Genomic DNA, 23,583 nt, shown 5'->3' on the forward strand with positions numbered 1-23,583 from the left:
AATCGCTTTGGAGGCGACAATCCAAGCGTCTCACGTGCGGGCGTCATCCCCAACGACTACACGGGAATGTTACCGACCTCGACGCGTTGCGCGATGCTGCCGAAAACGGGTGCGCTGCCGCTGTCCACGGCAAAGATGCGGACTTCGTCACCGGCCTTGAGGAAAGGCGTGCGGGCGCCGCCGAATTTGGCTTTCTCGGCGGTCCGCGCCTCGGCGATACAGGCAAAGCCGATGCCGTTCGATTTGATCGGCAGCGTCTCATCGTGGGCATTGGAGATGGTGCCGCCGCCGATGATCGTGCCCGCCGTAAGGTTGCGGGTCCGTGCCGCCTCGACGATCAGGTCGACGAAATCGAAATGCACACCGACGCCGGCATTGGGCTGGCCATAAAGGGCGCCATTGACCTCGACGCGGACCGGAAGATGAAGGCGATTGTCGCGCCAGCGCTCGCCGAGGCTATCCAGCGTCACGGCGACCGGCGCAAAAGCGGTCGAAGGCTTGGAATGGAAGAAGCCAAATCCGTTCTGAAGATCATCGGCCACCAGCCGGCGCAGGGAGACGTCATTGATCAAGGTTACCAGGCGGATAGCGGCGCTTGCCTGTTCGCGCGTGGCGCGCATCGGAACAGCGCCGATGATGACGGCGACCTCGGCTTCAAAATCGAGCGCCAGGTCATCGCCATAGATGGGCAGCGGATCCGTCGGTCCGGAAAGCGAATCAGAAGCACCCTGGTAGAGCAGCGGGCGGACCGATTGCAGCTCGGCATCTTTGCTGCCCTTGAGCGAGCGTACGCGTTCGAGGTGGCTCATGTAACCCGAGCCATCGATCCACTGGAAGGCGCGCGGCAGCGGCGCATGCGCCAACTTGGCCTCGAACACCTGCCCGGCAATCTCGCCGGCTTCGAGCTGCGCCGCCAGCGCAGAAAGGCCCGGGGCCAAGGCATCCCAGCCGTCGAGTGCCGCCTGCAAGGTCGGCGCGATGCGGCCTGCCGAGACAAAGCGGCTGAGGTCATTGGAGACGATCACGAGCTGTCCATCGGGACGGCCGTTGCGGAGGGTCGCGAGTTTCATCTTCGTGCTGCTTCTTCTCGACAGTGACCCGGACGCGCTACCACGGTGTCGCGGGCACAGCTATAATGTTGCCATGGGTCCTAGCGATGTCTTAAGGGCCAAAGGGTCGCGACGGTTGCGGCCCATGGACGGGAATATCTAGTGGCTTTTTCTTCGACCGGCCTGCGCGCTCTTGGCCTTCTCCTGTTGTCGCTGATCGTTTTGGCGCTCGACGTCGAAGCGGCGCATGCGCAAGCCGCGCAATGCGCGCAGTTGCAGGGCGCCTTGGCGCAGTTCGACCGCAATGGGGATTTTCGTCAGATCGACGGCAATACCAATTCGGCGCGCCAGCTGCAGCGCGCGGTGCAGGATGCGGAAAGCCAGTATATTCGCCAAGGCTGCAACGACGATGCCAAGGCCGGACGGGTGCTGACGCAGCAATGCCAGCTCATTGCTCGCGACGTGCTCGACCTGCGCCGCCAATATGCCGAGGTCAGTCAGTCGGTCGAGACTGCCAATGCCGTGGCCGGGCAGCGCGAGGCGATCCTTCAGGAAATGGCGCGCTTTGGTTGCAATGCCGGTTCCAGCGCGACCTTCAGCAGCGAGCGACAGTCGATCTTCGACCGCATTTTCGGCACCACGTCGGAAGGCGATTTCACCGATGGCGATTTCGTCGATGGCGGCGACTATTGGCAGTATCAGGGCTATTCGACCGTGCGCACGGTGTGCGTGCGGCTCAGCGATGGCTACTTCTGGCCGATCAGCTATTCGACGCTGACCGACTATGTCGGCAACGATGCGCAGACCTGCCAGGCGTCATGTCCCAATACGCCCGTCGAGCTCTATTTCTACGACAATCCGGGCCAGGAGCCCGAGCAGATGCGCAACATGTCGGGGCAGATGTATACCTCGCTCCCCCAGGCCTTTGCCTATCGCAACGACTTCGACGAAAGCGCCAGCTGCCGTGCCACGCCGACGTCAAACGGCGCCGTGACCATGGCCAGCACCGGCGATGGCAGTAGCCGGGCCATGCTCGACATCAATGGCCTGAGCTTTCCCATGCCCCTGCGCGATCCGCGCGGCGTGGTGCCGGTACAGGCGGCTGTGGCCGCCCAGCCGGTGACCGATCTCGCCATGGTCGACGTGCCCCTGCCCCGCCCCCGTCCTGCCGGCCCGGGCGAGCCGGCGCGTCCGGCCAATGTGGCACCGGCCGAGACGCTGCGCGTGGTTCAGTTCGGCGACAAGAAGGTCAGGGTAGTCGGTCCAGACACGCCTTACGCCCAAGCAGGACAAGCAGGCTCTTAAGCTCTGGGCCATCGTGGCGGCCGGTCAGCGCCATGCGCAGCGGCAGGAACAGGGCCTTGCCTTTGCGACCGGTCGTGGTCTTGAGCGTTTCGGTCCAATGCCCCCAGGTCGTTTCGTCCCAGGGCTCGGGCGGCAGCAGCGCCTTGGCGAGCGCCAGGAAATCCTGATCCTCGGGCGCGATCACCGGCTCCATCGGACCGAGGAGAATCTTCGACCATTCCGCGATGTCGGGGAATTTGACCAGGTTCTCGCGCAGCAGCAGCCAGATGGCTTCGCCTTCGAGCCCCATGGAAGACAAGCGCGGAGCCGCTTCGTCGTAGGGCATGGCGTGGAGAAGCTTGGCATTGAGGCCATCGAGTTCGGCGGGGTCGAAGCGGGCCGAGCCATGCGAAACCATGGAAAAGTCGAGCCGCTCGGCAATCGCATCGAGACTGGCATAGGGCTCGACCGGAAGGCTGGTGCCGGTGAGCGTCGCGACGGTGGCAATGGCCAGCGGCTCGTAGCCTTCCTCACGAAAGTCGCGGACAGACTGCGAGCCGAGGCGCTTGGAAAAGCCCTGCCCCTGAGCGTCGGTCAGAAGATTGTGGTGGCCGAAGGTCGGGACCGGGCCGCACAGGGCTTCGAAGATTTCGATCTGCGTGCCGGTATTGGAGACGTGGTCCTCGCCGCGGATCACATGGGTGATGCCAAGGTCGATGTCGTCTACCACCGAGGGAAGCGTATATAGGTAGGAGCCGTCGGCGCGAATAAGCACTGGGTCGGACATCGAGGCGGTGTTGACCGTCTGCGGGCCCTTGATCAGGTCGTCGAACTGCACGGGGCGACCGTCGAGCTTGAACCGCCAATGCGGCTTGCGGCCCTCGGCTTCGAGGCGGGCGCGGTCCTCGGCGGAAAGCTCAAGCGCTGCGCGATCGTAGATTGGTGGCTTGCCGAGGAGGCGGGCGCGGGACCGCTTGCGGTCGAGCTCGTCCTCGGTTTCGTAGCAGGGATAGAGCCGGCCGGCGGCGATCAGCCTGTCACGGGCGGTGTCGTAGAGATCGGTCCGCTCGGACTGACGGACCAGCAGGTCCGGCGTGACGCCAAGCCAGGCGAGATCTTCTTCGATGCCGTCGGCAAATTCGCGGGTCGAACGCGCCAGATCGGTGTCGTCCATGCGCAGCACGTAGCGGCCGCCATGGCGACGGGCGAAAAACCAGTTCAGCAAAGCCGGGCGGGCATTGCCCAGGTGAATGCGGCCGGTTGGCGACGGGGCCCAGCGAACGGTGACGCTCATCCGACAACGGTATCCTTGAAGCCATTGGTGATGGGGTAGCGGCGGCCCTGGCCGAACGCCTTGGGTGTGAGCTTGGGTCCGGGAGGCGCCTGGCGGCGCTTGTATTCGGCGATGTTGACCAGCCGCTGGATGCGCAGCACGAGGTCGCTCTCGAAACCATCGGCCACCATGTCCGCAACCGATTGCTCTTCCTCGATCATGGCGGTGAGCAATGCATCGAGCACCGGGTAAGGCGGCAGGCTATCTTGGTCCTTCTGGTCCGGCCGCAATTCGGCGCTGGGTGCCTTGTCGATGATGTTTTGCGGGATGACCATGCCGGACGGGCCAAGACTGTCGCCGGGGAGATGGACATTGCGCCAGGCGGCAAGGCGATAGACGTCCATCTTTAGCATGTCCTTGAGCGGATTATAGCCCCCGTTCATGTCGCCATAGATGGTCGCGTAACCGACCGCCATTTCGCTCTTGTTGCCGGTGGTCAGCAGCATGGAGCCGAGCTTGTTGCTCACCCCCATCAACACCACTCCGCGCATGCGGCTCTGGATGTTTTCCTCGGCAAGGTCAGATGGCCGATCCGCGAAGATCGGCGCCAGCTGTTCGAGTGCATGGTCGACCGGATCGCCGATCGACACCACATCGTAGCGCACGCCGAGCAATTCAGCGCATTCCTTGGCATCCTTGATGCTGGCCTCGGACGTGTAGCGGTAGGGCAGCATGATGCAGTGCACCTTGTCCGGCCCGAAGGCGTCGACGGCCATGGCGGCGACCACCGCGCTGTCGATGCCGCCGGAAAGGCCGAGCACGACATGGTTGAAGCCATTCTTGTGCACATAGTCGCGCAGTCCCAGCACACAGGCGCGCCATGGCGCTTCGTCCACCGAGGTGAGCTCGGTCACCGTGCCTTGCGCGCAGGTCCAGCCGTCCTCGCCGCGCTGCCAATCGCTGACGATGAAATCGGTTTCGAAGGACTTGCCTTGGAAGACCAGCTTGTCGCCCGGCTCCATGCCGAAAGAGGCGCCGTCATAGACGAGCTCGTCCTGGCCACCGACCTGGTTGAGATAAAGCAGCGGGATTTGGTCTTCGCCGGTGCGGGCGCGGACGAGATTTTTGCGCACATGCTGCTTGTTGCGCCAATAGGGCGAGCCATTGGGGCAGAGGAGGATTTCGGCACCGCGCATGGCGAGGTGTTCGCAAACCGACTGGTGCCAAATGTCCTCGCAGATCGGAATGCCAATCGAGACGCCCTTGATGGTCACTGGCTCGGCAAGGGGGCCGGCGGTGAAATAGCGCTTTTCGTAGAAGACATCAGTGTTCGGCAGTTCGCGCTTGAGGCGGACGGCGACGATCTCGCCGTTTTCGGCAACGATCACCGCGTTGTGGAGCCCATTGCTGTCCTGCCAGATGGTTGGAAGGATCAGCGTCACGTCGCTCCGATCGGTGTCCCGCGCAAGCTCCTGGGCCGCCTCGACGGCATCGCTGATAAACTTCGGCTTGAACAGCAGATCGTCCGGGAAATAGCCGGTCAGAAACAGCTCGGAGAACATTAGGATGTCCGCCTTGGCGGCCTTCGCGTCGGCAAGCGCTTTGCGGGCAAGCGCCAGATTGCCTTGGAGATCGCCCACCTTGGGATTGAGCTGGGCGAGGGCAATGCGGAGCTGATCGGTCACGGTGGAGCGGGCCTGATAATCGGAAGATGCTCGGCAGACTTAGCTTCTCGCCCGGGTGAGAGCAAGCCAAGCCAATTGCCCTGGGCTTGCAGCTTTGGTAACCGTTCCCGTCATAAACTGTTCACAAGCGTGCTAGCGCGAGAATTTTCTGCAACCAACGTCGGCAGGTTGAGTTCCGCGTACTCTGTTATTGTTTCCGAAGTTATGCCCTCCTCATGTACCGAATTCTGATCGTCGAAGACGAGATAATCGTCGCAACCGAAATCGAGTATGTCGTGACCGACATGGGCCATGACCCTGTTGGCATAGCGGCGGATCAGAAGTCGGCATTGGCGAAGGCGCAGAATACCGATATCGCACTGGTGGATCTCAACCTGCGCGACGGCCCAACCGGGGCAACCATCGGCAAGATCCTGGCGCAGACGCATGGCGTGACGGTTGTGTTCATGACCGCCAACCCGACCCAACTTGGCGATGGCGTGCCGGGCACGGTCGGGGTCCTGCCCAAGCCGGCAACCGAACGCGACCTGCGCGATGTGCTGAATTTTGCCGTCGCCCGTCACGTGGCGGAAGAAGCCAAGCCTCCCAAGAAGCTCAAGCTTTTCACTTTCTCCGGCAATGCCGGCCTTGCCAGCTAGACTTCCGGCAGCGATCGTAGCCGCGAAGAGCGGCTGAGTGCATCTTTTGGCATGGTCACCTCGACCACCAATCCCTCGGGCAGCCAGTGTCGTTCGACCTTGCCCCGCATCTGACCCTCAACCGACATCTGCACCAAGCGTGTGCCAAAGCCTGAGAGCTTGGCCGGCTGCGTGACAGACGGGCCGCCCCTCTCACGCCATGTCAATCGGTAGTCGTCGTCGCCCTCGGCGCCGGTGATCACAACCATGCCGTCGTCGCTCGACAGCGCGCCATACTTTGCGGCATTGGTCGCCAGTTCATGAAACAAGAGCGCCAGCGGCGTTGCCGTCGCATCGTCGATGGCAATGTCGTCGCCGGCAAAGACCACACGCTGCTCATCTTCCTGACCATACGCCCGCATCAGGCGATCGACCAGCGCCGACAACATCCCCTGCCCGTCCCGCGACCCGGACAAATGGCTGTGCGGCCGCACGAAATCATGCGCTTCGCCCAGTGCGAACACCCGCTGCCGCAGCTGATCGGCAAAAGACCTGGCCTCGGGATGATTGCGCGCCGACAGGCTGATGATGCCGGTCAGAACCGCAAAGATGTTCTTGATGCGATGGCTCAGCTCCTGGGCCACAAGCTCGCGTTCGTTGGCGGCTTGCCGTGACTCATGAATGTCGGTGCAGGTGCCGATCCAGCGCAAAATGCGGCCCTGCGCATCCCGGATCGGCAGGGCTCGTCCGAGCGTCCAGCGATATTGGCCGCTATGGTGCCGCAGCCGGTATTCGATCTGGTAGGGTTTGCCGGTTTCCAGCGACTCGCGCCACACGGACCATGCCCGCTCCTGGTCATCAGGATGGAACACGTTGTTCCAGCCCTTGCCGTCGGTCGTGCCTTCCGGCACGCCGGTGAACTCGTACCAGCGCGCGTTGTAGTAGTCGTGATAGCCGTCCGGGAGTGTCGACCACACCATCTGCGGCATGGTGTCGGCCAGCGTTCGGAACCGCAACTCGCTGGCGGATAGCGCCTCCGAGACCTGCTTCTGCTCGGTGATGTTGACCGAAACGCCGGGAAAGCGAACCGCCTTGCTCTGGGCGTTCAGCCGCGGGCGGCCGGAAGCCAGCACCCAGACCACCCCAGCCTCGGTGACAATCCGATATTCTGAATGGAAGGGCGATCCGTCCGCAAGAACTGTCTGGATCTCACGATTGACACGCTCGACATCGTCGGGGTGGATACCTTTGAAGAATTCTTCGATCGGCAGTCCGCGGACAGCCTGATCCGGATCGATGCCGTAGAGTTCGGCGAAGCTGGCATCGCTGGTGACGCGATTGTTGAGCACGTCCCAGTCCCAGGTGCCCACCAGATTGGTGCCCGACACCGCCATCGAAAGGCGCTCTTCGCTGCGGGCGAGAGCCTGCTCCGCCATGACACGCACCGTCACGTCGATAACAACGCAGATCGTGCCCACCGGGCTGCCGGCCTCATCGAGCACCGGGCTATAGTGAAGATCGAGCCAGACCGTTTCGAGGCTGCCATGGCGATTGAGCCTGAGCTCCTGGCCCAGCATGCTCTTGCCTTCGCCCCTCAACCCGCGCTCGATATTTTCGCGATTAAAATCGGCGACTTCCGGCCAGGCCTCGACGGCGGGTTGGCCGAAGATCTGCGGGTGCTTGGGTCCGGCAAATACCGCGTAGCCGGTATTGTAGAGAAGGATGCCATGCGGTCCGATCAGCATCACCGTGGGCGTTGTCGCCACCATCATATTGCGGACGGCACTGATGACGCTGCTGGACCAACCGGAGAGTGGGCCGAGCTCGGTCTTGGACCAATCAAATTCATTGAAAAGCTTGATCGTGGGATCAAGTTCGAAACGTGCGCCCTCTTCGGCAGTGGCTTGGGGAAAAAGGGTTTTCGGCATTATCTAGTCGGGTACCGCCTCCAAAACCCTACTCTGAACGGCTCTTAGACCGCAGTGGCACTGTCGGGCCGAGCCCTAGAATGCCTCAAGTCGCGCGCATTATTCACCCGCCATCCGGTGTTCGCGCACAGGCTTTTGCGCGTGCACTTCCTCGGCGACGAGGAAGGCCAGTTCCAGCGCCTGGCTGGCATTTAGGCGCGGATCGCAATAAGTGTTGTAGCGGTCTGAAAGCGTCGTTTCGGTGACAGCCGACACGCCACCGACGCATTCGGTGACATCGTCGCCGGTCATTTCGATATGAACGCCACCGGCATAGGTGCCCATGTCGCGGTGGACGTCAAAGAAGTTCTTGACCTCCGACAGCACCCTGTCGAACGGCCGCGTCTTGTAGCCCGTCGAGGCCTTGATGGTGTTGCCATGCATCGGGTCGCAGCACCAGACGACGGTTCGACCGGCCTTCTGCACGGTCTCGATCAGGCGCGGCAGGTGCTCGTGCACCTTGTCGGCGCCGAAGCGGGAAATCAGCGTGATGCGGCCGGCCTCATCGGTCGGGTTCAGCCGGTCCAGCAGGCGCAACAGGTCGTCACTGGCAAGGCTCGGGCCGCACTTGATGCCGATCGGGTTGTGGATGCCGGCAAAGTACTCGACATGCGCCTCGTCCGGGTTGCGCGTGCGATCGCCGATCCAGAGCATGTGCCCGGAGGTCGCGTACCAGTTGTTGGTGATCGAGTCGCGGCGGGTCAGCGCTTCTTCATAACCGAGCAGCAGCGCTTCGTGGCTGGTGTAGAAGCTCGTCTGGCGCAGGGCCGAGGTGTTGTCCGGATTGATGCCGAGGGCCGACATGAAGGTGATGGCGTCGTCGATCTTGCGCGCCACTTCCTCGAACCGGGTCTCCCAATTGGACCCCTTCATAAAGCCCATGGTCCATTCGTGGATGCGGGTCAGCTCGGCATAGCCGCCGGTCGAAAATGCGCGCAGGAGGTTGAGCGTCGCTGCCGACTGGCGATAGGCCTGCAGCATGCGATCGGGATCGGGGACACGGGCGCCTTCGGTGAACTCGATGGCATTGATGATGTCGCCGCGATAGCTGGGCAGCTCGACGCCGTCGATCACCTCGGTATCGGCCGAGCGCGGCTTGGCGAACTGGCCGGCAACGCGCCCAACCTTGACCACGGGCTTGGACGCCCCATGGGTCAAGACCACCGCCATCTGCAAAAAGACGCGGAAGAAATCGCGGATATGGTCGGCGCCATGCTCGGCAAAGCTTTCAGCGCAGTCGCCGCCCTGCAAGAGGAATGCCTCACCGCGTGAGACGGCGGCCAGGCGCGACTTGAGATCACGGGCTTCGCCGGCAAAGACCAGCGGCGGGAAGGTCGCCAACTGCCGCTCGGCGCTCTCAAGAGCCGCCGTGTCGGGATAGGCAGGAACCTGCTTGATCGGCTTGTTGCGCCAGGAGCTCGGGGTCCAGGTGGTCATCTTTGATCTCGCTTGTGCCGGTTCACTCGGCTGCCGGGCGATCTAGCAAGCCGCCGCCCCCCTGCCAAGGGACAAAGGGCTATGCCTTCTCACCATTGCGGTAGACATAGGTCGGTGCTTTGAAGGTCACGAGCTCCTCGGCAGCCGATGGGTGGAGCGCGATGGTGCGGTCGAGATCGGCCTTGTTGGCGCCCATGCCGACGGCAATGGCAACCATCTGGATCATCTCGGCGGCGCTCGGACCCTGGATGTGAACGCCCAGCACCTTGCCGCCGTCCTTTTCGGTGATCAGCTTGATGATCATGCGCTCGGTGCGATCGGACAGCGTGTTCTGCATCGGCCGGAAGCGGGCTAAGTAGACATCGATGTCGCCATGCGTTGCCGCCTCGGTCTCGGTGAGGCCGATGACGCCGATTTCCGGCTCCGAGAATACGGCAGTCGGGATCTGGGAGAGGTCTACAGCCTGCGGATTGTTGTTGAACACCGACTCGGCAAAGTACTGACCTTCGCGAATAGCGACCGGGGTGAGCTGGACACGACCGGTGACATCACCAACCGCATAGATCGAGGGAACGGAGCTTTGCGAATAGCGGTCGACTTCGATGGCACCGTTGTCGTTGAGCTTAACGCCTGCCTCTTCAAGACCGAGGCCCCCGGTATTCGGCCGGCGGCCTGTTGCAAACATGACGGCGCCAAACGGGGCCGAAACGCCGTCACTGAAGGTTGCAGTGATGTCGTCACCGGTCTTGGCGAGGCGCTCGATCCGGGTCTGATAGATGATGCGAACACCGCGTTCGGTGAGGCCGGCCTCAAGCCCGATGCGCATGTCCATGTCGAATTCGCGCAGGATACAGGTGCCGCGATACACCAGGGTCACGTGAACGCCGAGGCCGGCAAAGATCGTCGCGAATTCTACCGCGATATAGCCGCCGCCCTCAATCAGAATCGAGTGGGGCAAGGCCGGCAGGTCAAAGGCCTCGTTGGAGGTGATCGCCAGTTCCTTGCCGGGAACATCCGGAATGAACGGATGCGCGCCGGTGGCGACGAGGATGATCTTGGCCGTGAGTTCGCGATCGGCATTGATCAGCCGGACGCTGTTGGGACCGGTGACCACCGCGCGGTCGCGAATGACTTCGGCGCCAGGCTTTTCAAGATTGGTGACATAGGCGTGCTCGAGCCGGGAGATTTCCTTCTCCTTGGCGGCGACAAGCGTCGGCCAGTCGAAGCTGGCATCGACCTGCCAGCCGAAGCTTTCGGCAATCTCGAAATGGTCCTTGTAGCGAGCGGCATAGACATAGAGCTTCTTGGGCACGCAACCGCGGATGACGCAGGTGCCGCCAACGCGGAACTCTTCGATGATTGCGACCTTGGCACCATAGGTCGCCGCCATGCGCGCAGCGCGTACGCCGCCCGACCCGGCGCCAATGACCACGAGATCATAGTCGAAGCTCATCTGTGTCGCCCCCGTTTCATCGTCAAGTACCGATGAATGTAGTGTCACTGCCCGCATAAAAAAAGACCCCGCACCGGGCGGGGTCATGTCTCGACTGGCTGTCGCTTAGAGTTCGACGCCCTGGGCTCGCAGACCGGCGCGAACCTTTGCAAAAAATTCGGAGCGCAGATTGTTAGTATAGACCTGCAATACGCGGCTCAGATCCTGGTTGAGTTCGTTGTTGGCATTGGCAAGCTTCTGACCCGTGGGGGATTCATAGAAGGCCACGATCTGGTTGAGCTCTTCCATGTTGAAGCGCATGGCATAAAGGCGCGCGAACTGGTCAAGCAACTCGCCCTTGCGCCCGCTATATTCCTTGATGACCTCGTCGATCACTGCAGTCGTCTGTTCGCCCAGTTCAGGGTTGAGCGAGGTGATCTGCTGCAAGGTGGCAACGCCGGTCTCGACGACAGTGGTTTCGAAGATGGCGCCGTTGTCGGTCAGGTCCACATATTTGCGGGCGAGCGCCAGCTGCTCGGGCGCCACTTCCTGCGCATAAGCGGGAGCAGCAAAGGTGAATACACCAGCAGCCATCACCGCGCAGAGCAGCGCCTTGGCACCGCGCATTACCGTCCCGTTCAATGCCATCTTTTCCGTCCCAGATCAGAAATTTCGTTGCAGTGTTTTCACGCCATCGGGCGTCGCCACAAAGGCCTTGCTGCACATATGCAGGAAGAGCCCGTGCTGGACAACTCCCGGAATGTTCAGAAGGTCAATGGAGAGCGCTTCTGGCGCTGAAATGCGGCCAAAAAATGCGTCAAGGATCAGGTGCCCGCCATCGGTCTGGTATGGCGCGCCGGCCGCTTCGCCCCGCAGCTTGATCCCGCCAGTGCCGCCATGGCGGCGCATGGTTTGCTCTACAAGGTGACGCGTGGCACCAAGGCCGAAGCGGTTCACCTCGATGGGCAGCGGGAACTGGCCCAGCGCTTCAACGAGTTTGGAGCCATCGGCAATGACGATCATGGCGTTTGAAGCCGCCGCCACGATCTTTTCGCGCAGAAGCGCCCCGCCAGCGCCTTTGATAAGGTTCAATTCCGGGTCGATCTCGTCGGCTCCGTCAACCGTGAGGTCCAACCGATCCAGGGTTTCCAGATCCGACAAGGGAATATTGAGCTCCCGTGCCTGTTGGGCCGTGACTTCAGATGTGGGCACACAGATGACGTCGAGCCCGGCGGCAACCTTATCGCTAAGAAGGTCGACGAAGTGGCGGGCAGTCGAGCCGGTGCCCAGTCCCAGGCGCATGCCGGACCGCACCTCGTTCAGCGCCATGGCTGCGGCTTGCCGTTTAAGTGCTTCGCTCATCTTCCCCTCCGAGAGACACCGCGCATGGCGGTAGCGCGATCATCCTGTCAAGCTCGAAGGAGTGCGCAGTCAGCATTTGGTAAACATCCACTGTAACCGCGCAGCAACACAATAAGGCGATGATGGGGCAGTCATGGCGGAAACGTGGCGTCTGATCTTCCGTGTTTTCACCAGTCGAAGTAAGTAGCGTTAATTGTCGCGGCATCGAATCGAGCCAGCGCGTTTCCCTGAGGCCAAGTGGAATGAATATTCTCAAAGTTGCTCTGGCGATTGGCATGTCCATCGTGCTGTCGGCAAGCGTGATCGCGCCAGCTGCTGCGGCGCGCTGGTACAATCCGTCGACCAACCAGTTCGAGGACATCGAAGCAACGGCCGCTTCCGGCCGCGGCGGCAGCCCAATCGAAAAGACGATCGTCGACTACGAAACCAACCAGAAGCCGGGCACGATCGTGATCGAGACCGGCGAACGCCGCCTTTATCTCGTGCTCGAAGACGGCAAGGCGCTCAAGTATGGTATCGGCGTGGGCCGCGAGGGCTTCACATGGTCCGGCACAAACCGCATCTCCCGCAAGGCCGAGTGGCCCGGCTGGACGCCTCCCGCCGCGATGCGCAAGCGCGTTCCCGATCTTCCGGCCTATATGCCCGGCGGCCCAGACAATCCGCTCGGCGCCCGCGCCCTGTATATCGGCTCGACACTTTACCGCGTCCATGGCACGTCGGAGCCTTGGTCGATCGGCCAGGCCGTATCGTCGGGTTGCATCCGCCTCACCAATGAAGATATCACCGATCTTTACGAGCGCGTTGCCGTTGGCGCCAAGATCATCGTCAACCACTAGGTCCGACACCAATGTTTGCATCAAGGCCGCCAACAGGGCGGCCTTTTTCATTTCCGCTGCGCCCAACTTGCGCTAGCATATCCCCATGACTGCCCGTCCGCTCATCGATAGCTTTGGCCGCCAGATCTCCTATCTTCGGATTTCGGTGACAGACCGCTGCGACTTCCGCTGCGTTTACTGCATGGCCGAAGACATGACCTTCCTTCCCAAAAAGGATGTGCTGAGCTTTGAGGAAGTGGAAGCCATCGCCGGCGCCTTTATCGCGCGGGGCACCACCAAGATTCGGCTAACCGGCGGCGAGCCGCTGGTGCGCCGGGACATCATGGACCTGGTGCGCAGTCTTGGCGGGCGCATCGGCAACGGGTTGGACGAGCTGACCCTCACCACCAATGGCAGCCAGCTCGCCAAGTACGCCGAAGGGCTGTTCGCTTCAGGAGTGCGGCGGCTTAATGTGTCGATCGACACGCTTGATCCCGTCCGTTTCGCCGAGATCACCCGCCGCGGCAGGCTCGACCAGGTGCTGGAGGGTGTCGAGGCGGCGCAGGCTGCGGGCCTCAAGATCAAGATCAACATGGTGGCGATGCGCGGCGTCAACGACGACGAAATCGAGCCGATGATGGCCTGGGCCCATGGCCGGGGCATGGGCCTCACCCTGATTGAAGGCATGCCGCTGGGCGAAGTCGGCCTCGATCGCGTTGACACCTACCTGCCCCTGCGCGAACTGCATGAACGCCTGTCGCGTCGTTATACGCTGACCAAGCTCGACAAGCGCACAGGTGGCCCTGCGCGCTATGTCCATGTTGCCGAAACCGGCGGGACGCTCGGCTTCATCACCCCGATGAGCCACAATTTCTGCGAGAGCTGCAACCGCGTCCGCCTCACAGCGACCGGGCAGCTCTACCTCTGCCTTGGCCAGGACGATCAGGTGAACCTGCGCGACGCCTGGCGCGAGGGCGGCGCCCAGGGCCTTGATGCAGCGCTCGACCACGCCATGATCATCAAGCCCAAGGGCCACGACTTCGTCCTCGACCGCACCCGCAGCGAACCCGCCGTCGCCCGCCACATGAGCGTGACCGGGGGTTAGGTTGATAAACCCAACCGCTTGGGTTATCAGATGGTGACCGTGTTGCGCGAAGGTGGCCTTCGCTACGTCATCTATCTTAACGACCACGAGCCGGCACATCTTCATGTCTACGGGGATGGCGAGGTCAAAATCGACATTGCGACACTTAAGATATTGTCGGTCAGAAGTATGAGCAGACGCGATGTGTCGCGCGCTCTAGTGATTGTCGCCGCTCGTTAGGGTGAGTTTCTGAGACGTTGGGAGAGTATCCATGGATGACATGCTCGTCGACGAGGCAGACTATGAGGCGGCGCTGCAGCAAGGCGCTGTGGAACGCTCGCTCGCGCCCTTGCCTCTGTCGGTGCGTTATGACGCCGGCTCTAGGCGCTTTATTCTGGAATTCGATAACGGGGCTGCGTTTCTGATCCCCGCGGCACGCTTGCAAAATCTGGCCGACGCCAAGAGAGAAGACCTTGAACAGGTTGAACTCGCCGGCGAGACCGGTTTGCATTGGCCGAACCTGGATGTCGATTTTACAATTGCCGACCTATTGCAGGGCGTATTCGGCACGGCCGCTTTCATGAGTGCGGCACGTAAAGGGGGACAATCACGCTCCCTGGCGAAAATGGAGGCAGCGCGCCGGAACGGTCAGCGCGGCGGTCGCCCCCGCAAGTCCTCCTAGAGCCTCACCCCCGCCCCGGCGCTCGCTCGATCAGTTCCACCAGCACGCCGTCGGGATCGCGCACGAAGGCGACGCGGCGGATCATTTCGGGGTTGTAGGCATCGCGGGGGCGTTCGGCGATCTCGATCCCAGCGGCTTCCAACTTGGCCACCATGGCGTCGACATCGGTGAAGGCAAAGGTGAGGTGCCGCAAACCAGCTTCCGACAGGGGCACATCTCTGAAGCGCCCTGCCCCGGCTTTCGGCGCCACGATTTCGAGCATCCCGCCGCCCGCGTCGAGGAAGGCTAGCTCGCCCGCATCGACGCTTTTCCGAAAAGCGAGCCTCAGCCCCAGAAGGCCACAGTAGAAGGCGATCGAGCGCTCCATATCGCCGGATGTCGTGCCGACATGTTCAAAGCCGAGCAGCATGGGCTTACTTGTCGTCGTCGACGACGATGGCAAAATCGAGCGGCAGCGCCGTCGTGTACTTGATCTGCCCCATGGCGAAGGCCGAGCTCACATCGGTCAGATTGATCTTGCTGATCAGCCGCTTGTAGAATGTGTCATAGGCGTGAATATCTGGCACCACGACGCGCATCAGGTAATCGACGTCGCCGCTCATGCGGTAGAATTCGACAACCTCTGGGAACTCGTCGATCACGCCGGAAAATTTGCGCATCCAGGCTTCGTTGTGCTCGTTGGTCTTGACCGAGACGAAGACGGTCACGCCCACATTGACCTTGGCCGGATCGAGCACCGCGACACGGCGCTGGATCACCCCATCCTCTTCCATCTTCTGGATCCGGCGCCAGCAGGGCGTGGTGGAAAGCCCCACCTTGCGGCCGATTTCGGCCACCGGCATGGTCGCATCTTTTTGCAGAAGCGACAGGATTTTGCGGTCGATCTTGTCCAATGCCACGTGTTCCCCCTGAAATCAGATTGCGTGCAGACTGCTTATGCCCCGCGCCTGCGGCAGGATGAGTGCCATATCAGCCAATCCGGCGCAATAAAATTGCTTGGGCATTTTGAGGTGGACAGGTGGGAAATTCGCCCGCGGGACGAAACCGGGTGTTAACCACGCTCCCCTAAGGTCCAATCCATAGCGTCGCGAATGCGTTTCTTTCGCACTGATTTAGTAACGAGTATGAGTCCCATGGCGTCCCTGCCGGCTACCGATGCCGAGGTCCGTGCGCGTGCCGCCGGCGACGGCAAACGCACCGCACAGAAGACCGTTGTCGAAGCCCGCCAGCGCCTGACCTCGAGTTCAGGCACGCGTGCCGATTTCGATTTCGAACTCATCAACGACTATGCCGCTTCGCGCATCAATGCCGCGCTGCCGATGGCGGCGATCGTGGGCATTCTCGCCATCGTTGCGAGCTTTTGGGTACCGCTGACCATTGCGGCGCTTTGGGCCGGGCTCGTCATTGCCAGCCTCCTGATCGTCGTCCTCACCGCCCAGCGCTTCAAGCGCAGCGATCCTTCCAAGTTCAATGCGGGCCGCTGGACCACCAATTTCGTCGCCGCCGAAGCGCTTGGCGGCATCGCCTTGTCGCTCCTGGCATTCTTCACCTTCTTCGTGAACTCGGGCGGTCTGACGCCGGTGATGTTCGCTATGGCGCTGGTGGGCGTGGCGAGCAACGCCGTCGCCACCCACACGCTGCCGCCGGCAACGCTGATGAGCACGATGCCGGTGACCCTCACCGTCTCCATCGCGCTCCTCGCGCAAGGCGGCACGCTAAATTTCACCCTGGCCGCGGTCACCATCTGCGGCGAAGTGTTCTTCGTTTTCCTCGCCCGTCAGCTGCACACGTCCGAGCTCGAAACCATCTCGCACCAGTCCGAAAAGGACACGCTGATCTCCGAACTCGAAGAAGCGCGCAACATGTCGGACGAGGCGCGCCGGCATGCCGAACAGGCCAATATCGCCAAGTCGCAGTTCCTCGCCACGATGAGCCACGAGCTTCGCACCCCGCTCAACGCCATTATCGGCTTTTCCGAAGTGCTAAAATCGGAGCTCCTCGGCTCCCACAACGTGCCGCAATACAAGGAATATGCCGGCGACATCCATTCCAGCGGCCAGCACCTTCTCAACCTCATCAACGAGCTGCTCGACCTCAGCCGCATCGAGGCCGGTAAGTACGAGCTCAACGAAGAAGCCGTGTCGCTGGTCGACATCGCCGCAGATTGCAAGCGCATGATGGAGCTGCGCGCCAAGTCCAAGGGTATCGAGCTGGTGTTCAGCGTCGGCGACAATCTGCCAAAACTCTGGGGCGACGAGCGCGCCATCCGCCAGGTCGTGCTGAATCTTCTTTCCAACGCGATCAAGTTCACGCCGCAACAGGGCCGCATCGTCCTCGTGGTGCAACGCAGCGGCGATGGCGGACAGCTGATTTCGGTCAAGGACAATGGTCCGGGCATTCCCGAAAACGAAATCGAGACCGTGCTCTCCTCCTTTGGCCAGGGTTCATTGGCGCAGAAAACCGCGGAGCAGGGCGCAGGCCTGGGCCTGCCCATCGTTCAGAAGATCATGGACCTCCACCAGGGCCGGTTCGATCTTTTCTCCAAGCTGCGCTTCGGCACCGAAGTGATCGCCACCTTCCCACGCGCCCGCGTCATGGACGCCCTGGCTCCGGTCGTCGAAAAGCGCAACCGGCTGGAAATCTACTCGGCTACCGGTTAGCTTGCCGCCATGAAGCGTCTGGTCGCCCCTGCCCTTTTCGCACTGCTGCTCGCCATCGCCAGCCCCTCCGCCCAGGAGGCGCCGGCTTTCGACACCAGCTATCGTGTTTCGCCCAGCGTCTCGGCAAGGGTTCAGCGGGCGTTCCTGACGGAGATCAGGTGGTCTCAAAGCGCCGCCTTGCGCGACAGCCTCGCTGCCTCCTTTGCCGAAAAATCGCCGCTTGACCGGTGGCAGGAGCTGGTCGCGCGAGACGGCCTCACCACCGGCAACGTCGCCGATGCGCTGACCTCCTTTTGGGTGCTGAGCTGGATCACCGCCAATGCGGCCTATGGGATCAAGATCGACAATGCTCCGATCCGGCGCCAGCTGGAGCAGGCCTTTGCCAGCGACGCTGCGTTCGCAACCTTGACGGACCAGCAGCGGCAAGAAATGGCGGAGGGCTACATCCTCCAGTTCCTGGTGCAGCATGCCGCGCTCAACGCTGCGGTAGAGCGCAAGGACATCGCGGCCCTCAATCAGCTGTCCGCTGCAGCGGTGCTGACTTTCCGTGAAGAGATGGGGGTAGATCTCCTTGGGCTGGTGCCGGGGCCAGAGGGGTTTCAGCCGAAGACCCCGGCGTCGACGCGGTAGCAGATGGTGCCGGATTTATTCTTCTCCCCCTCGGGGAGAAGGTGGCGCGTAGCGCCGGATGAGGGGAGTGATCCACGGCGTCTAAGCGCTGTGGGTAATCCCCCCGTCACCGTCTCGGCTGCACCGAGCCAGCTCTCCGGATGGGGAGAGGAATAGAGCGACTACTCGTCGGTCCCGCTCACCCCAGCGCTCTCAAAGGTCGCCATGTTGTCATGGAGGTGGAGCGCGGTCTTGGCCATCACCGCCGCCAGGGCAGCGCCGCTGCCTTCCCCAAGGCGCATGCCCAGATCAAGCAGGCCCACCTGCCCCATTTTCTCGAGCACCAGCGCATGGCGCCCTTCGGCCGAGACATGGGCGAAGAGGCAGTGGTTGATGGCAGCGGGATTGACGGCATGGGCGATGGCCGCAGCAGCCGTCGCCACATAGCCATCGATGATCACGGGCACCTTCTGGTGCCGCGCCGCAACGATGGCGCCCAGCATGGCGGCGATCTCGCGGCCACCGAGGCGGGCAAGAATGGCCAGCGGATTGTCAAGCTCTGCGCGGTGTAGCGCAAGAGCCCGATCAACCGCATCAGCCTTCCGGGCGAGGCCCGCATTATCGATGCCGGTACCGCGGCCGACCCAATCGGCGCCGGTGCCACCATAAAGGGCAGCATAGATCGCGGCTGCGATGGTGGTGTTGCCGATGCCCATTTCGCCCAGGCAGATAAGGTCGGGCTTTCCGGCCACTGCTTCCATGCCATAGGCGATGGTCGCGGCACACATGCCATCGTCGAGCGCCGGCTCATGCGTGATATCGCCGGTGGGCAGTTCGAGCGCCAGCTCGAACACCCGAAGGTTGATCTCGTGCAGGGCGCAGATTTGTGAAATCGCGGCGCCGCCATTGGTGAAATTGGCCACCATCTGCGCCGTGACCTCGCGCGGAAAGGCGGAAACGCCCTGATCGGTCACGCCATGATTGCCGGCAAAGATCGTGACCATCGGGTTGCCGAGCCGCGGCTTGGCGCGGTGCTGCCAGCGGGCGAGGAACTCCACCAGCTCTTCGAGCTTTCCCAGCGATCCCGGCGGTTTGGTCAGTTGGCTGTCGCGCTGGCGCACGGCCTCCACCGCCTTGTCGTCGCCATCGGGCACCGCGATCAGCAGCTCGATAATATCGGCAAAGGCGGGGTTGAGAGCGGGCATGGCTGGCTCCAGCATGCTAGGAGAGGTCGGGGCGCCGCCTTGTTGCCCATTCCGGAGCCGATTGCAATTGACGCCAAATGCCAAAAGCCTCGCCCTGAGGTTTCGTGACAACCTGGTGATGGCGCTGCGGTTCTTTTCACGCCTGCCCACCGGCGGCGGACCGCACGAGCGGCCCGAGCTTGGCCGCATCGCCGTGGTCCTGCCCCTTGCGGCGGTGATCATGGGGATCAGCCCGGTTGCGGTTCTGGTCGGCGGGGCAGCGTTGGGCTTGCCAGCCTATTCTGCGGCAACGCTGTCGGTGGCCGCCATGGTGGTGATCGGCGGCGCCATGATGGAGGACGCTTTGGCCGACGCGGCGGACGGGCTCTTTGGCGGCCACACGCGCTTGCGCCGGCTGGAGATCCTCAAGGACAGCCGCCATGGCAGTTATGGGGTTGCGGCGCTCTGCCTCTTTCTGCTGCTTCGGGTCTCGGCGCTTGGGAGCATCATTGCGATCGATCCGCTCCTTGCCGGCCTGGTCTGGCTGTCCGCCAATGTGGCCGGGCGATCTGCATCGCTTTGGCTGGCGGTCGACCTGCCGCTGGCGCGTCCCGAAGGAGCAGCCGCGACGGTTGGCGCCCTGCCCCGGCGCCAGTTTATTGTAGGTGCAGCCCTGGCAGCATTGCTGGTTTTTCTCGGGGCCCCGACGCTTGGCGTCCTGATAGCCCTGCCCGTACTCGCTCTTGTGGTATGGTCCTGGGGTCGGCTTTGTCATCGTCTGGTGGGCGGGCAGACGGGCGATCTGATCGGCGCCGCTGCCGCCTTGGGTGAGATCACCGTGCTCACCGTCTTGTTGATCTTTGTCTGACGCCTTGAAATCGCCGCCGCCACTCCCTTTATCGGAAGGGTCGGCCGAGAGGAGAATTCGAGCATGATCTTTATCGGCATTGCCCTCTTGGTCGCGGCTGGCATCGTCGTCATGATCAGCGCCGATGCGGGAAGCCTCGTCGGCCTTACCCAGACGCAAACCGCGCAGCTGGTGCCGCTTCTTATCATCCTCATCATCTTCGCCGGTGGCCTTTTCACGCGCACTCACCGCTTGCGTGAACTTATGGGCGGCATTTTTCTTTGGGCGGGTCTCTTCGCCGTGGTCATGGTCGGCTACGCCTATCGCGATGAACTGACGGGAATCGCTGGGCGCGTCGCTGGCGAGTTCCAGCCCGGGGTTGCCCTGGTCGATACCGAAGGCGGCACCGCAACCTTCCGCCGGGGCATGGGCGGACATTTCGAAGTCAAGGCCACGATCAACGGCCACACGACGCCTATGGTGTTCGACACCGGCGCCAGCGCCGTGGTGCTGACGGTGGCCGATGCGCAGGCGGCTGGGATCGATACCGCCAATCTGCGCTACTCTGTGCCGGTCTCCACCGCCAACGGCCAAGGCATGGCGGCGCGGGTACGGCTCGATGCCATCATCGTCGGCGGCATCGAGCGCCGCAATATTACAGCCTTCGTCGCCAATGTCGGGGCGCTGGAAACCAGCCTACTCGGCATGACTTTCCTTGAAACCCTCAGCCGCTACAGCGTTACGCAGAATTCGCTGGAACTGGTGGACTAGACGGCCTCTGCCATAGGCTCCACCACCGAAAGCGCCCGCATCAGCACTTCGGGCCCAGCGTTGCGCTTGGCGGCATCCATGCTCAGGATCTGCCGGAACTGCTTGGCTCCCGGCCGGCCATTGGCTAGCCCCAGCATGTGCCGCGCGATATTGTTGAGCCGGGCCCGGCCTGCGCTGAGCTCTGTTTCGGCGTAGCGAGCCATGGCTTCCATGATGGCTTCGAGATCAGGCACCGGATGCACATCGCCGAAAATGCGCGCATCCACATCGCCCAGCAGCATGGGATTGTGATAGGCGGCACGCCCCAGCATCACGCCGTTCATATTCTCGAGATGCGCTTCCGCCTGCTCCAGCGTCTCGATGCCACCGTTGATCGCCATCGGCAGCGGCTGCAAGCGGTCGCGCAGGCGATAGACGCGCGGATAGTCGAGGGGCGGGATGGTGCGATTTTCCTTGGGGCTCAGCCCCTGGAGCCACGCCTTGCGCGCATGCACATAAACGGCATCCACGCCTGCCTCAACAATCTTATCGGCGAAGCGGTCTAGGCTTTCCTCGATATCCTGATCATCGATGCCGATACGGCACTTGACCGTCACCGGCCGGTCCGTCGCTTCGCGCATGGCGCGCACGCAGTCGGCGACCAGGTCGGGCTCCGCCATGAGGCAGGCACCAAACTTGCCCGATTGCACCCGGTCCGAAGGGCAGCCGACATTGAGGTTGTATTCGGCATAGCCGAAAGGCTCGGCGATGCGGATGGCCTGCGCCAGATCGCCAGGGTCCGACCCGCCAAGTTGCAGCGCCACCAGCCCCTCATGCTCACCAAATTGCAGGTGCCGCTCGGCATCGCCGTGCACAATTGCGCCGGTGACGATCATCTCGGTGAACAACAGTGCATTGCGCGTCAGCAGCCGATGCAGCGTCCGGCAATGCCGGTCGGTCCAGTCGATCATAGGCGCCACAGAAAAGCGCCTCGCTCTAGCAAGGTCTTGTTTTTGCATCACAATTTCTAATGCACCACAGGTTGCATACGCTGGCGCTATGCAGTTTTGGGACATTCTCTAACATTCGCAAACACTTGTGGCCACTCAAAGTCCCGTCACGGTCATTTCGCAACTGCACCACAACTGCACCAGAATGATTGGACGAACTGCACCAAAGATATTCCACAATCAGTTGAATAGCGGAATCGGTCTCTGGTACACTTCACTCACACCCACAGACGAGGGCAGCGCCCTCCCAGGAAGATGAAAGTGAGCAGACTTCCAAAATGCCCGTTCTGCAGCACACAGCTTTCAGCTGAACCGAGTGAATGTAATCTTTGCACGCGCTGCGGAGCTTTGTTCGGTGAGCGAGAAGGCATGCTGGAGACGCTAAATCGGCGCGATTGCGGCTCGCCGGCCAGTGTTGAGATCCAAAATTGCGATTTTGAACTTTGGTACAACGAAGCAATGGCTGCGAGCAACGAGGCAGGATACGCCGGCATAAGCGCAGCAGAAACCATTCGGCTTTTGGATAGTGACTGCCAAGAGTTGCGCGGAATAAATAATTCCATGCTGTGCCTACTGCGGGAAGTAGAGAGCGCCTTCCAACTAGACGTGGAGGGCCTGGGCAGCTGCCTCAATCCGGGGAGCGCATTCGCTCGGCCTTGGATAGAGAAATTCACCGGTCTGATTTCGACACTGCAGGAGCGAGGGCGGCGGCACCGTTAACCTAAGTCAGACTCCATCTGACCGGGCTTCCTAGACACCAGCTCTCCAACAGTCACGACCTCGTAGCTCTCGTTCAACCAGGTCTCCGACAACCTGTCGTAGACTTGGTTGACCCTCAAGACCGCACGAAACGCATCGCCCTGTCTCAACGACAGCTGCCGGTTCTCCAGCCGGTCGAAGAAGGTCTGATCCAAGACCGGTGCCGAAATCCTGAAGCCATTCCAGACGAACTCCCACTTTCGCGACGAACGCTCGAAGACGGCTTTGTGCACCGAGAGGATCGCGTTGTGCTCCTGCGAACGCCTGCCGTCGTCTGTTGCCGGAACAGAGTTCTGCCTGATGATGGGGAACAGCCCACGCGGAATGTCGAGCACAGGTTCTGGGTCGGTAAGGTTCCTGGCAATGCCCAGCGACGTGACGGAGGGATCGTGCTCAAGCACCTCCATCGTCTTCGAGACATGCCGGTTCACGGCCGGGCTACGCTCAACCTCGGCTTTGTGGTCGAAAGCCTCCTTCGGAACGATGATCCGATCAGAGCCGTGCTCGATGATCACATAATCTGAGTTGACCGTGATGACCGGTGGCGTATCCGGGTCGATCACCTTCTCCCAGAGGAAGGTGGCGAGCAGAGCGATGACGAGATCACGGGCCGTCTGACCGCTGAACAGATTCAGCAGCGAGCGCTTTTCGGTCTTGAGACGTGCCCTGAAGCTACCTGGCCCCACCGCCTCGATAGCCACCTCAAGCGAGTAGCCCGGATTGACCTCGTGGTTGATGGCGCGGATCGCCTCGGCGATGGAGACGAGTGCATTGCCGAACGTCAACGCATCGACCTCGGCCGTCCTACCACCGAAGTGTAGAACGAACCCATCATCGTCAAACGTGCGCAAATCAATAGTGGTTATAACGCAGGCACTCTGCCCAAGAATCCTTAATGTGTCACCCAACTTGGTACTGCACCACGCTCGCCGTGGCATGGCGGTTTGTGGTGCCTAGGGTGCCTGCGTGACGCGGCGTGGCCGAGGGTTTCGCTGAATCTGCACCTGCACCACAGAGCCAACTGCACCAGAACTGCACCATTGCCCACAGCGAAATAAATTCACTAATAAACACAAT

24 protein-coding genes are annotated in these 23,583 nt (G+C 61.9%); 11 read left to right on the forward strand and 13 right to left on the reverse strand.

The window, feature by feature from the left end; genetic code table 11:
- Positions 1 to 56: 56 nt before the first annotated feature.
- Entirely contained in the window at positions 57 to 1,070 is a 1,014-nt protein-coding gene (locus JI748_RS08745) for a fumarylacetoacetate hydrolase family protein (protein WP_201636902.1), read from the reverse strand.
- A 141-nt stretch (positions 1,071 to 1,211) separates the two neighbouring features.
- Between JI748_RS08745 and JI748_RS08750 the strand changes: the two genes are divergently transcribed.
- On the forward strand, positions 1,212 to 2,354 hold the full coding sequence (locus tag JI748_RS08750) for a DUF2865 domain-containing protein (protein WP_164534993.1): 1,143 nt from the start codon (positions 1,212 to 1,214) through the stop codon (positions 2,352 to 2,354).
- Here the strand turns inward: JI748_RS08750 and gltX are convergent.
- The gene (gltX, locus tag JI748_RS08755; protein ID WP_201636904.1) at positions 2,299 to 3,627 is read right to left on the reverse strand and encodes a glutamate--tRNA ligase; all 1,329 of its coding nucleotides are present in this window, start codon (positions 3,625 to 3,627) and stop codon (positions 2,299 to 2,301) included. The two genes, JI748_RS08750 and gltX, sit on opposite strands and share 56 nt — an antisense overlap.
- Positions 3,624 to 5,291 carry an NAD+ synthase gene (locus tag JI748_RS08760; RefSeq protein ID WP_201629645.1) on the reverse strand — a complete coding sequence of 556 codons (1,668 nt, stop codon included), beginning with the start codon at positions 5,289 to 5,291 and terminating at the stop codon, positions 3,624 to 3,626. The genes gltX and JI748_RS08760 overlap by 4 nt, the downstream gene beginning before the upstream one ends.
- A 143-nt stretch (positions 5,292 to 5,434) precedes the next feature.
- Between JI748_RS08760 and JI748_RS08765 the strand changes: the two genes are divergently transcribed.
- Positions 5,435 to 5,929 carry a response regulator gene (locus JI748_RS08765; protein ID WP_267911614.1) on the forward strand — a complete coding sequence of 165 codons (495 nt, stop codon included), beginning with the start codon at positions 5,435 to 5,437 and terminating at the stop codon, positions 5,927 to 5,929.
- Here the strand turns inward: JI748_RS08765 and JI748_RS08770 are convergent.
- The 5 genes from JI748_RS08770 to rpiA all read right to left on the reverse strand — a co-directional run bounded on the left by JI748_RS08770 (position 5,926) and on the right by rpiA (position 12,106).
- Positions 5,926 to 7,836, reverse strand: coding sequence for a PAS domain-containing protein (locus JI748_RS08770; protein ID WP_201629651.1), 1,911 nt, complete (start codon positions 7,834 to 7,836; stop codon positions 5,926 to 5,928). The genes JI748_RS08765 and JI748_RS08770 overlap by 4 nt on opposite strands.
- Before the next feature lie 99 nt (positions 7,837 to 7,935).
- Entirely contained in the window at positions 7,936 to 9,312 is a 1,377-nt protein-coding gene (locus JI748_RS08775) for a class II 3-deoxy-7-phosphoheptulonate synthase (RefSeq protein ID WP_201629653.1), read from the reverse strand.
- Between the two features lie 79 nt (positions 9,313 to 9,391).
- Complete coding sequence (gene gor / locus JI748_RS08780; protein WP_201629655.1) at positions 9,392 to 10,765, reverse strand: glutathione-disulfide reductase; 1,374 nt, start codon at positions 10,763 to 10,765, stop codon at positions 9,392 to 9,394.
- Between the two features lie 105 nt (positions 10,766 to 10,870).
- Complete coding sequence (locus JI748_RS08785; RefSeq protein ID WP_210338801.1) at positions 10,871 to 11,392, reverse strand: DUF2059 domain-containing protein; 522 nt, start codon at positions 11,390 to 11,392, stop codon at positions 10,871 to 10,873.
- A 15-nt stretch (positions 11,393 to 11,407) separates the two neighbouring features.
- Entirely contained in the window at positions 11,408 to 12,106 is a 699-nt protein-coding gene (rpiA, locus tag JI748_RS08790; protein ID WP_201629659.1) for a ribose-5-phosphate isomerase RpiA, read from the reverse strand.
- A gap of 242 nt (positions 12,107 to 12,348) precedes the next feature.
- Between rpiA and JI748_RS08795 the strand changes: the two genes are divergently transcribed.
- From JI748_RS08795 to JI748_RS08810, 4 genes are all read left to right on the forward strand, one after another.
- On the forward strand, positions 12,349 to 12,942 hold the full coding sequence (locus JI748_RS08795; protein WP_233280470.1) for a L,D-transpeptidase: 594 nt from the start codon (positions 12,349 to 12,351) through the stop codon (positions 12,940 to 12,942).
- A gap of 85 nt (positions 12,943 to 13,027) precedes the next feature.
- Positions 13,028 to 14,026 carry a GTP 3',8-cyclase MoaA gene (gene moaA, locus JI748_RS08800; RefSeq protein WP_201629660.1) on the forward strand — a complete coding sequence of 333 codons (999 nt, stop codon included), beginning with the start codon at positions 13,028 to 13,030 and terminating at the stop codon, positions 14,024 to 14,026.
- A 30-nt stretch (positions 14,027 to 14,056) separates the two neighbouring features.
- Positions 14,057 to 14,245 (forward strand): DUF4160 domain-containing protein, encoded by a 189-nt coding sequence (locus JI748_RS08805; RefSeq protein WP_201629662.1) that lies wholly within the window; start codon positions 14,057 to 14,059, stop codon positions 14,243 to 14,245.
- Positions 14,246 to 14,276: 31 nt separating this feature from the next.
- Positions 14,277 to 14,687: a DUF2442 domain-containing protein gene (locus tag JI748_RS08810; RefSeq protein WP_201629663.1), complete on the forward strand. Its 411-nt coding sequence runs from the start codon at positions 14,277 to 14,279 to the stop codon at positions 14,685 to 14,687.
- Positions 14,688 to 14,691: 4 nt separating this feature from the next.
- Here the strand turns inward: JI748_RS08810 and JI748_RS08815 are convergent, their stop codons facing one another.
- Positions 14,692 to 15,096: a VOC family protein gene (locus JI748_RS08815; protein ID WP_201629665.1), complete on the reverse strand. Its 405-nt coding sequence runs from the start codon at positions 15,094 to 15,096 to the stop codon at positions 14,692 to 14,694.
- 4 nt (positions 15,097 to 15,100) lie between these two features.
- Positions 15,101 to 15,580: an Lrp/AsnC family transcriptional regulator gene (locus tag JI748_RS08820; RefSeq protein WP_201637168.1), complete on the reverse strand. Its 480-nt coding sequence runs from the start codon at positions 15,578 to 15,580 to the stop codon at positions 15,101 to 15,103.
- A 240-nt stretch (positions 15,581 to 15,820) separates the two neighbouring features.
- On the opposite strand from JI748_RS08820, the gene JI748_RS08825 reads away from it, so the two are divergent.
- Both JI748_RS08825 and JI748_RS08830 read left to right on the forward strand, forming a co-directional pair.
- The gene (locus JI748_RS08825; RefSeq protein ID WP_201629667.1) at positions 15,821 to 17,347 is read left to right on the forward strand and encodes a sensor histidine kinase; all 1,527 of its coding nucleotides are present in this window, start codon (positions 15,821 to 15,823) and stop codon (positions 17,345 to 17,347) included.
- Between the two features lie 9 nt (positions 17,348 to 17,356).
- Positions 17,357 to 17,977 carry a DUF6683 family protein gene (locus JI748_RS08830; RefSeq protein WP_201629669.1) on the forward strand — a complete coding sequence of 207 codons (621 nt, stop codon included), beginning with the start codon at positions 17,357 to 17,359 and terminating at the stop codon, positions 17,975 to 17,977.
- Between the two features lie 161 nt (positions 17,978 to 18,138).
- Here the strand turns inward: JI748_RS08830 and cobT are convergent, their stop codons facing one another.
- Positions 18,139 to 19,161 carry a nicotinate-nucleotide--dimethylbenzimidazole phosphoribosyltransferase gene (gene cobT / locus JI748_RS08835; RefSeq protein ID WP_201629673.1) on the reverse strand — a complete coding sequence of 341 codons (1,023 nt, stop codon included), beginning with the start codon at positions 19,159 to 19,161 and terminating at the stop codon, positions 18,139 to 18,141.
- A gap of 67 nt (positions 19,162 to 19,228) precedes the next feature.
- On the opposite strand from cobT, the gene JI748_RS08840 reads away from it, so the two are divergent.
- Positions 19,229 to 20,008, forward strand: a complete 780-nt coding sequence (locus tag JI748_RS08840) for an adenosylcobinamide-GDP ribazoletransferase (protein ID WP_210338802.1) — start codon at positions 19,229 to 19,231, stop codon at positions 20,006 to 20,008.
- Between the two features lie 63 nt (positions 20,009 to 20,071).
- Positions 20,072 to 20,758 carry a retropepsin-like aspartic protease family protein gene (locus tag JI748_RS08845; RefSeq protein WP_201629677.1) on the forward strand — a complete coding sequence of 229 codons (687 nt, stop codon included), beginning with the start codon at positions 20,072 to 20,074 and terminating at the stop codon, positions 20,756 to 20,758.
- Here JI748_RS08845 and dusA read toward each other — a convergent pair.
- Positions 20,755 to 21,756, reverse strand: coding sequence for a tRNA dihydrouridine(20/20a) synthase DusA (dusA, locus tag JI748_RS08850; RefSeq protein ID WP_201629679.1), 1,002 nt, complete (start codon positions 21,754 to 21,756; stop codon positions 20,755 to 20,757). The genes JI748_RS08845 and dusA overlap by 4 nt on opposite strands.
- A 179-nt stretch (positions 21,757 to 21,935) precedes the next feature.
- On the opposite strand from dusA, the gene JI748_RS17595 reads away from it, so the two are divergent.
- On the forward strand, positions 21,936 to 22,058 hold the full coding sequence (locus JI748_RS17595; protein WP_201637177.1) for a Mov34/MPN/PAD-1 family protein: 123 nt from the start codon (positions 21,936 to 21,938) through the stop codon (positions 22,056 to 22,058).
- Between the two features lie 405 nt (positions 22,059 to 22,463).
- Here the strand turns inward: JI748_RS17595 and JI748_RS08860 are convergent, their stop codons facing one another.
- The gene (locus tag JI748_RS08860) at positions 22,464 to 23,291 is read right to left on the reverse strand and encodes a hypothetical protein (RefSeq protein ID WP_201629681.1); all 828 of its coding nucleotides are present in this window, start codon (positions 23,289 to 23,291) and stop codon (positions 22,464 to 22,466) included.
- Positions 23,292 to 23,583 lie beyond the last annotated feature (292 nt).

This window comes from Devosia rhizoryzae (genome assembly GCF_016698665.1).
Lineage (GTDB): Bacteria > Pseudomonadota > Alphaproteobacteria > Rhizobiales > Devosiaceae > Devosia > Devosia rhizoryzae.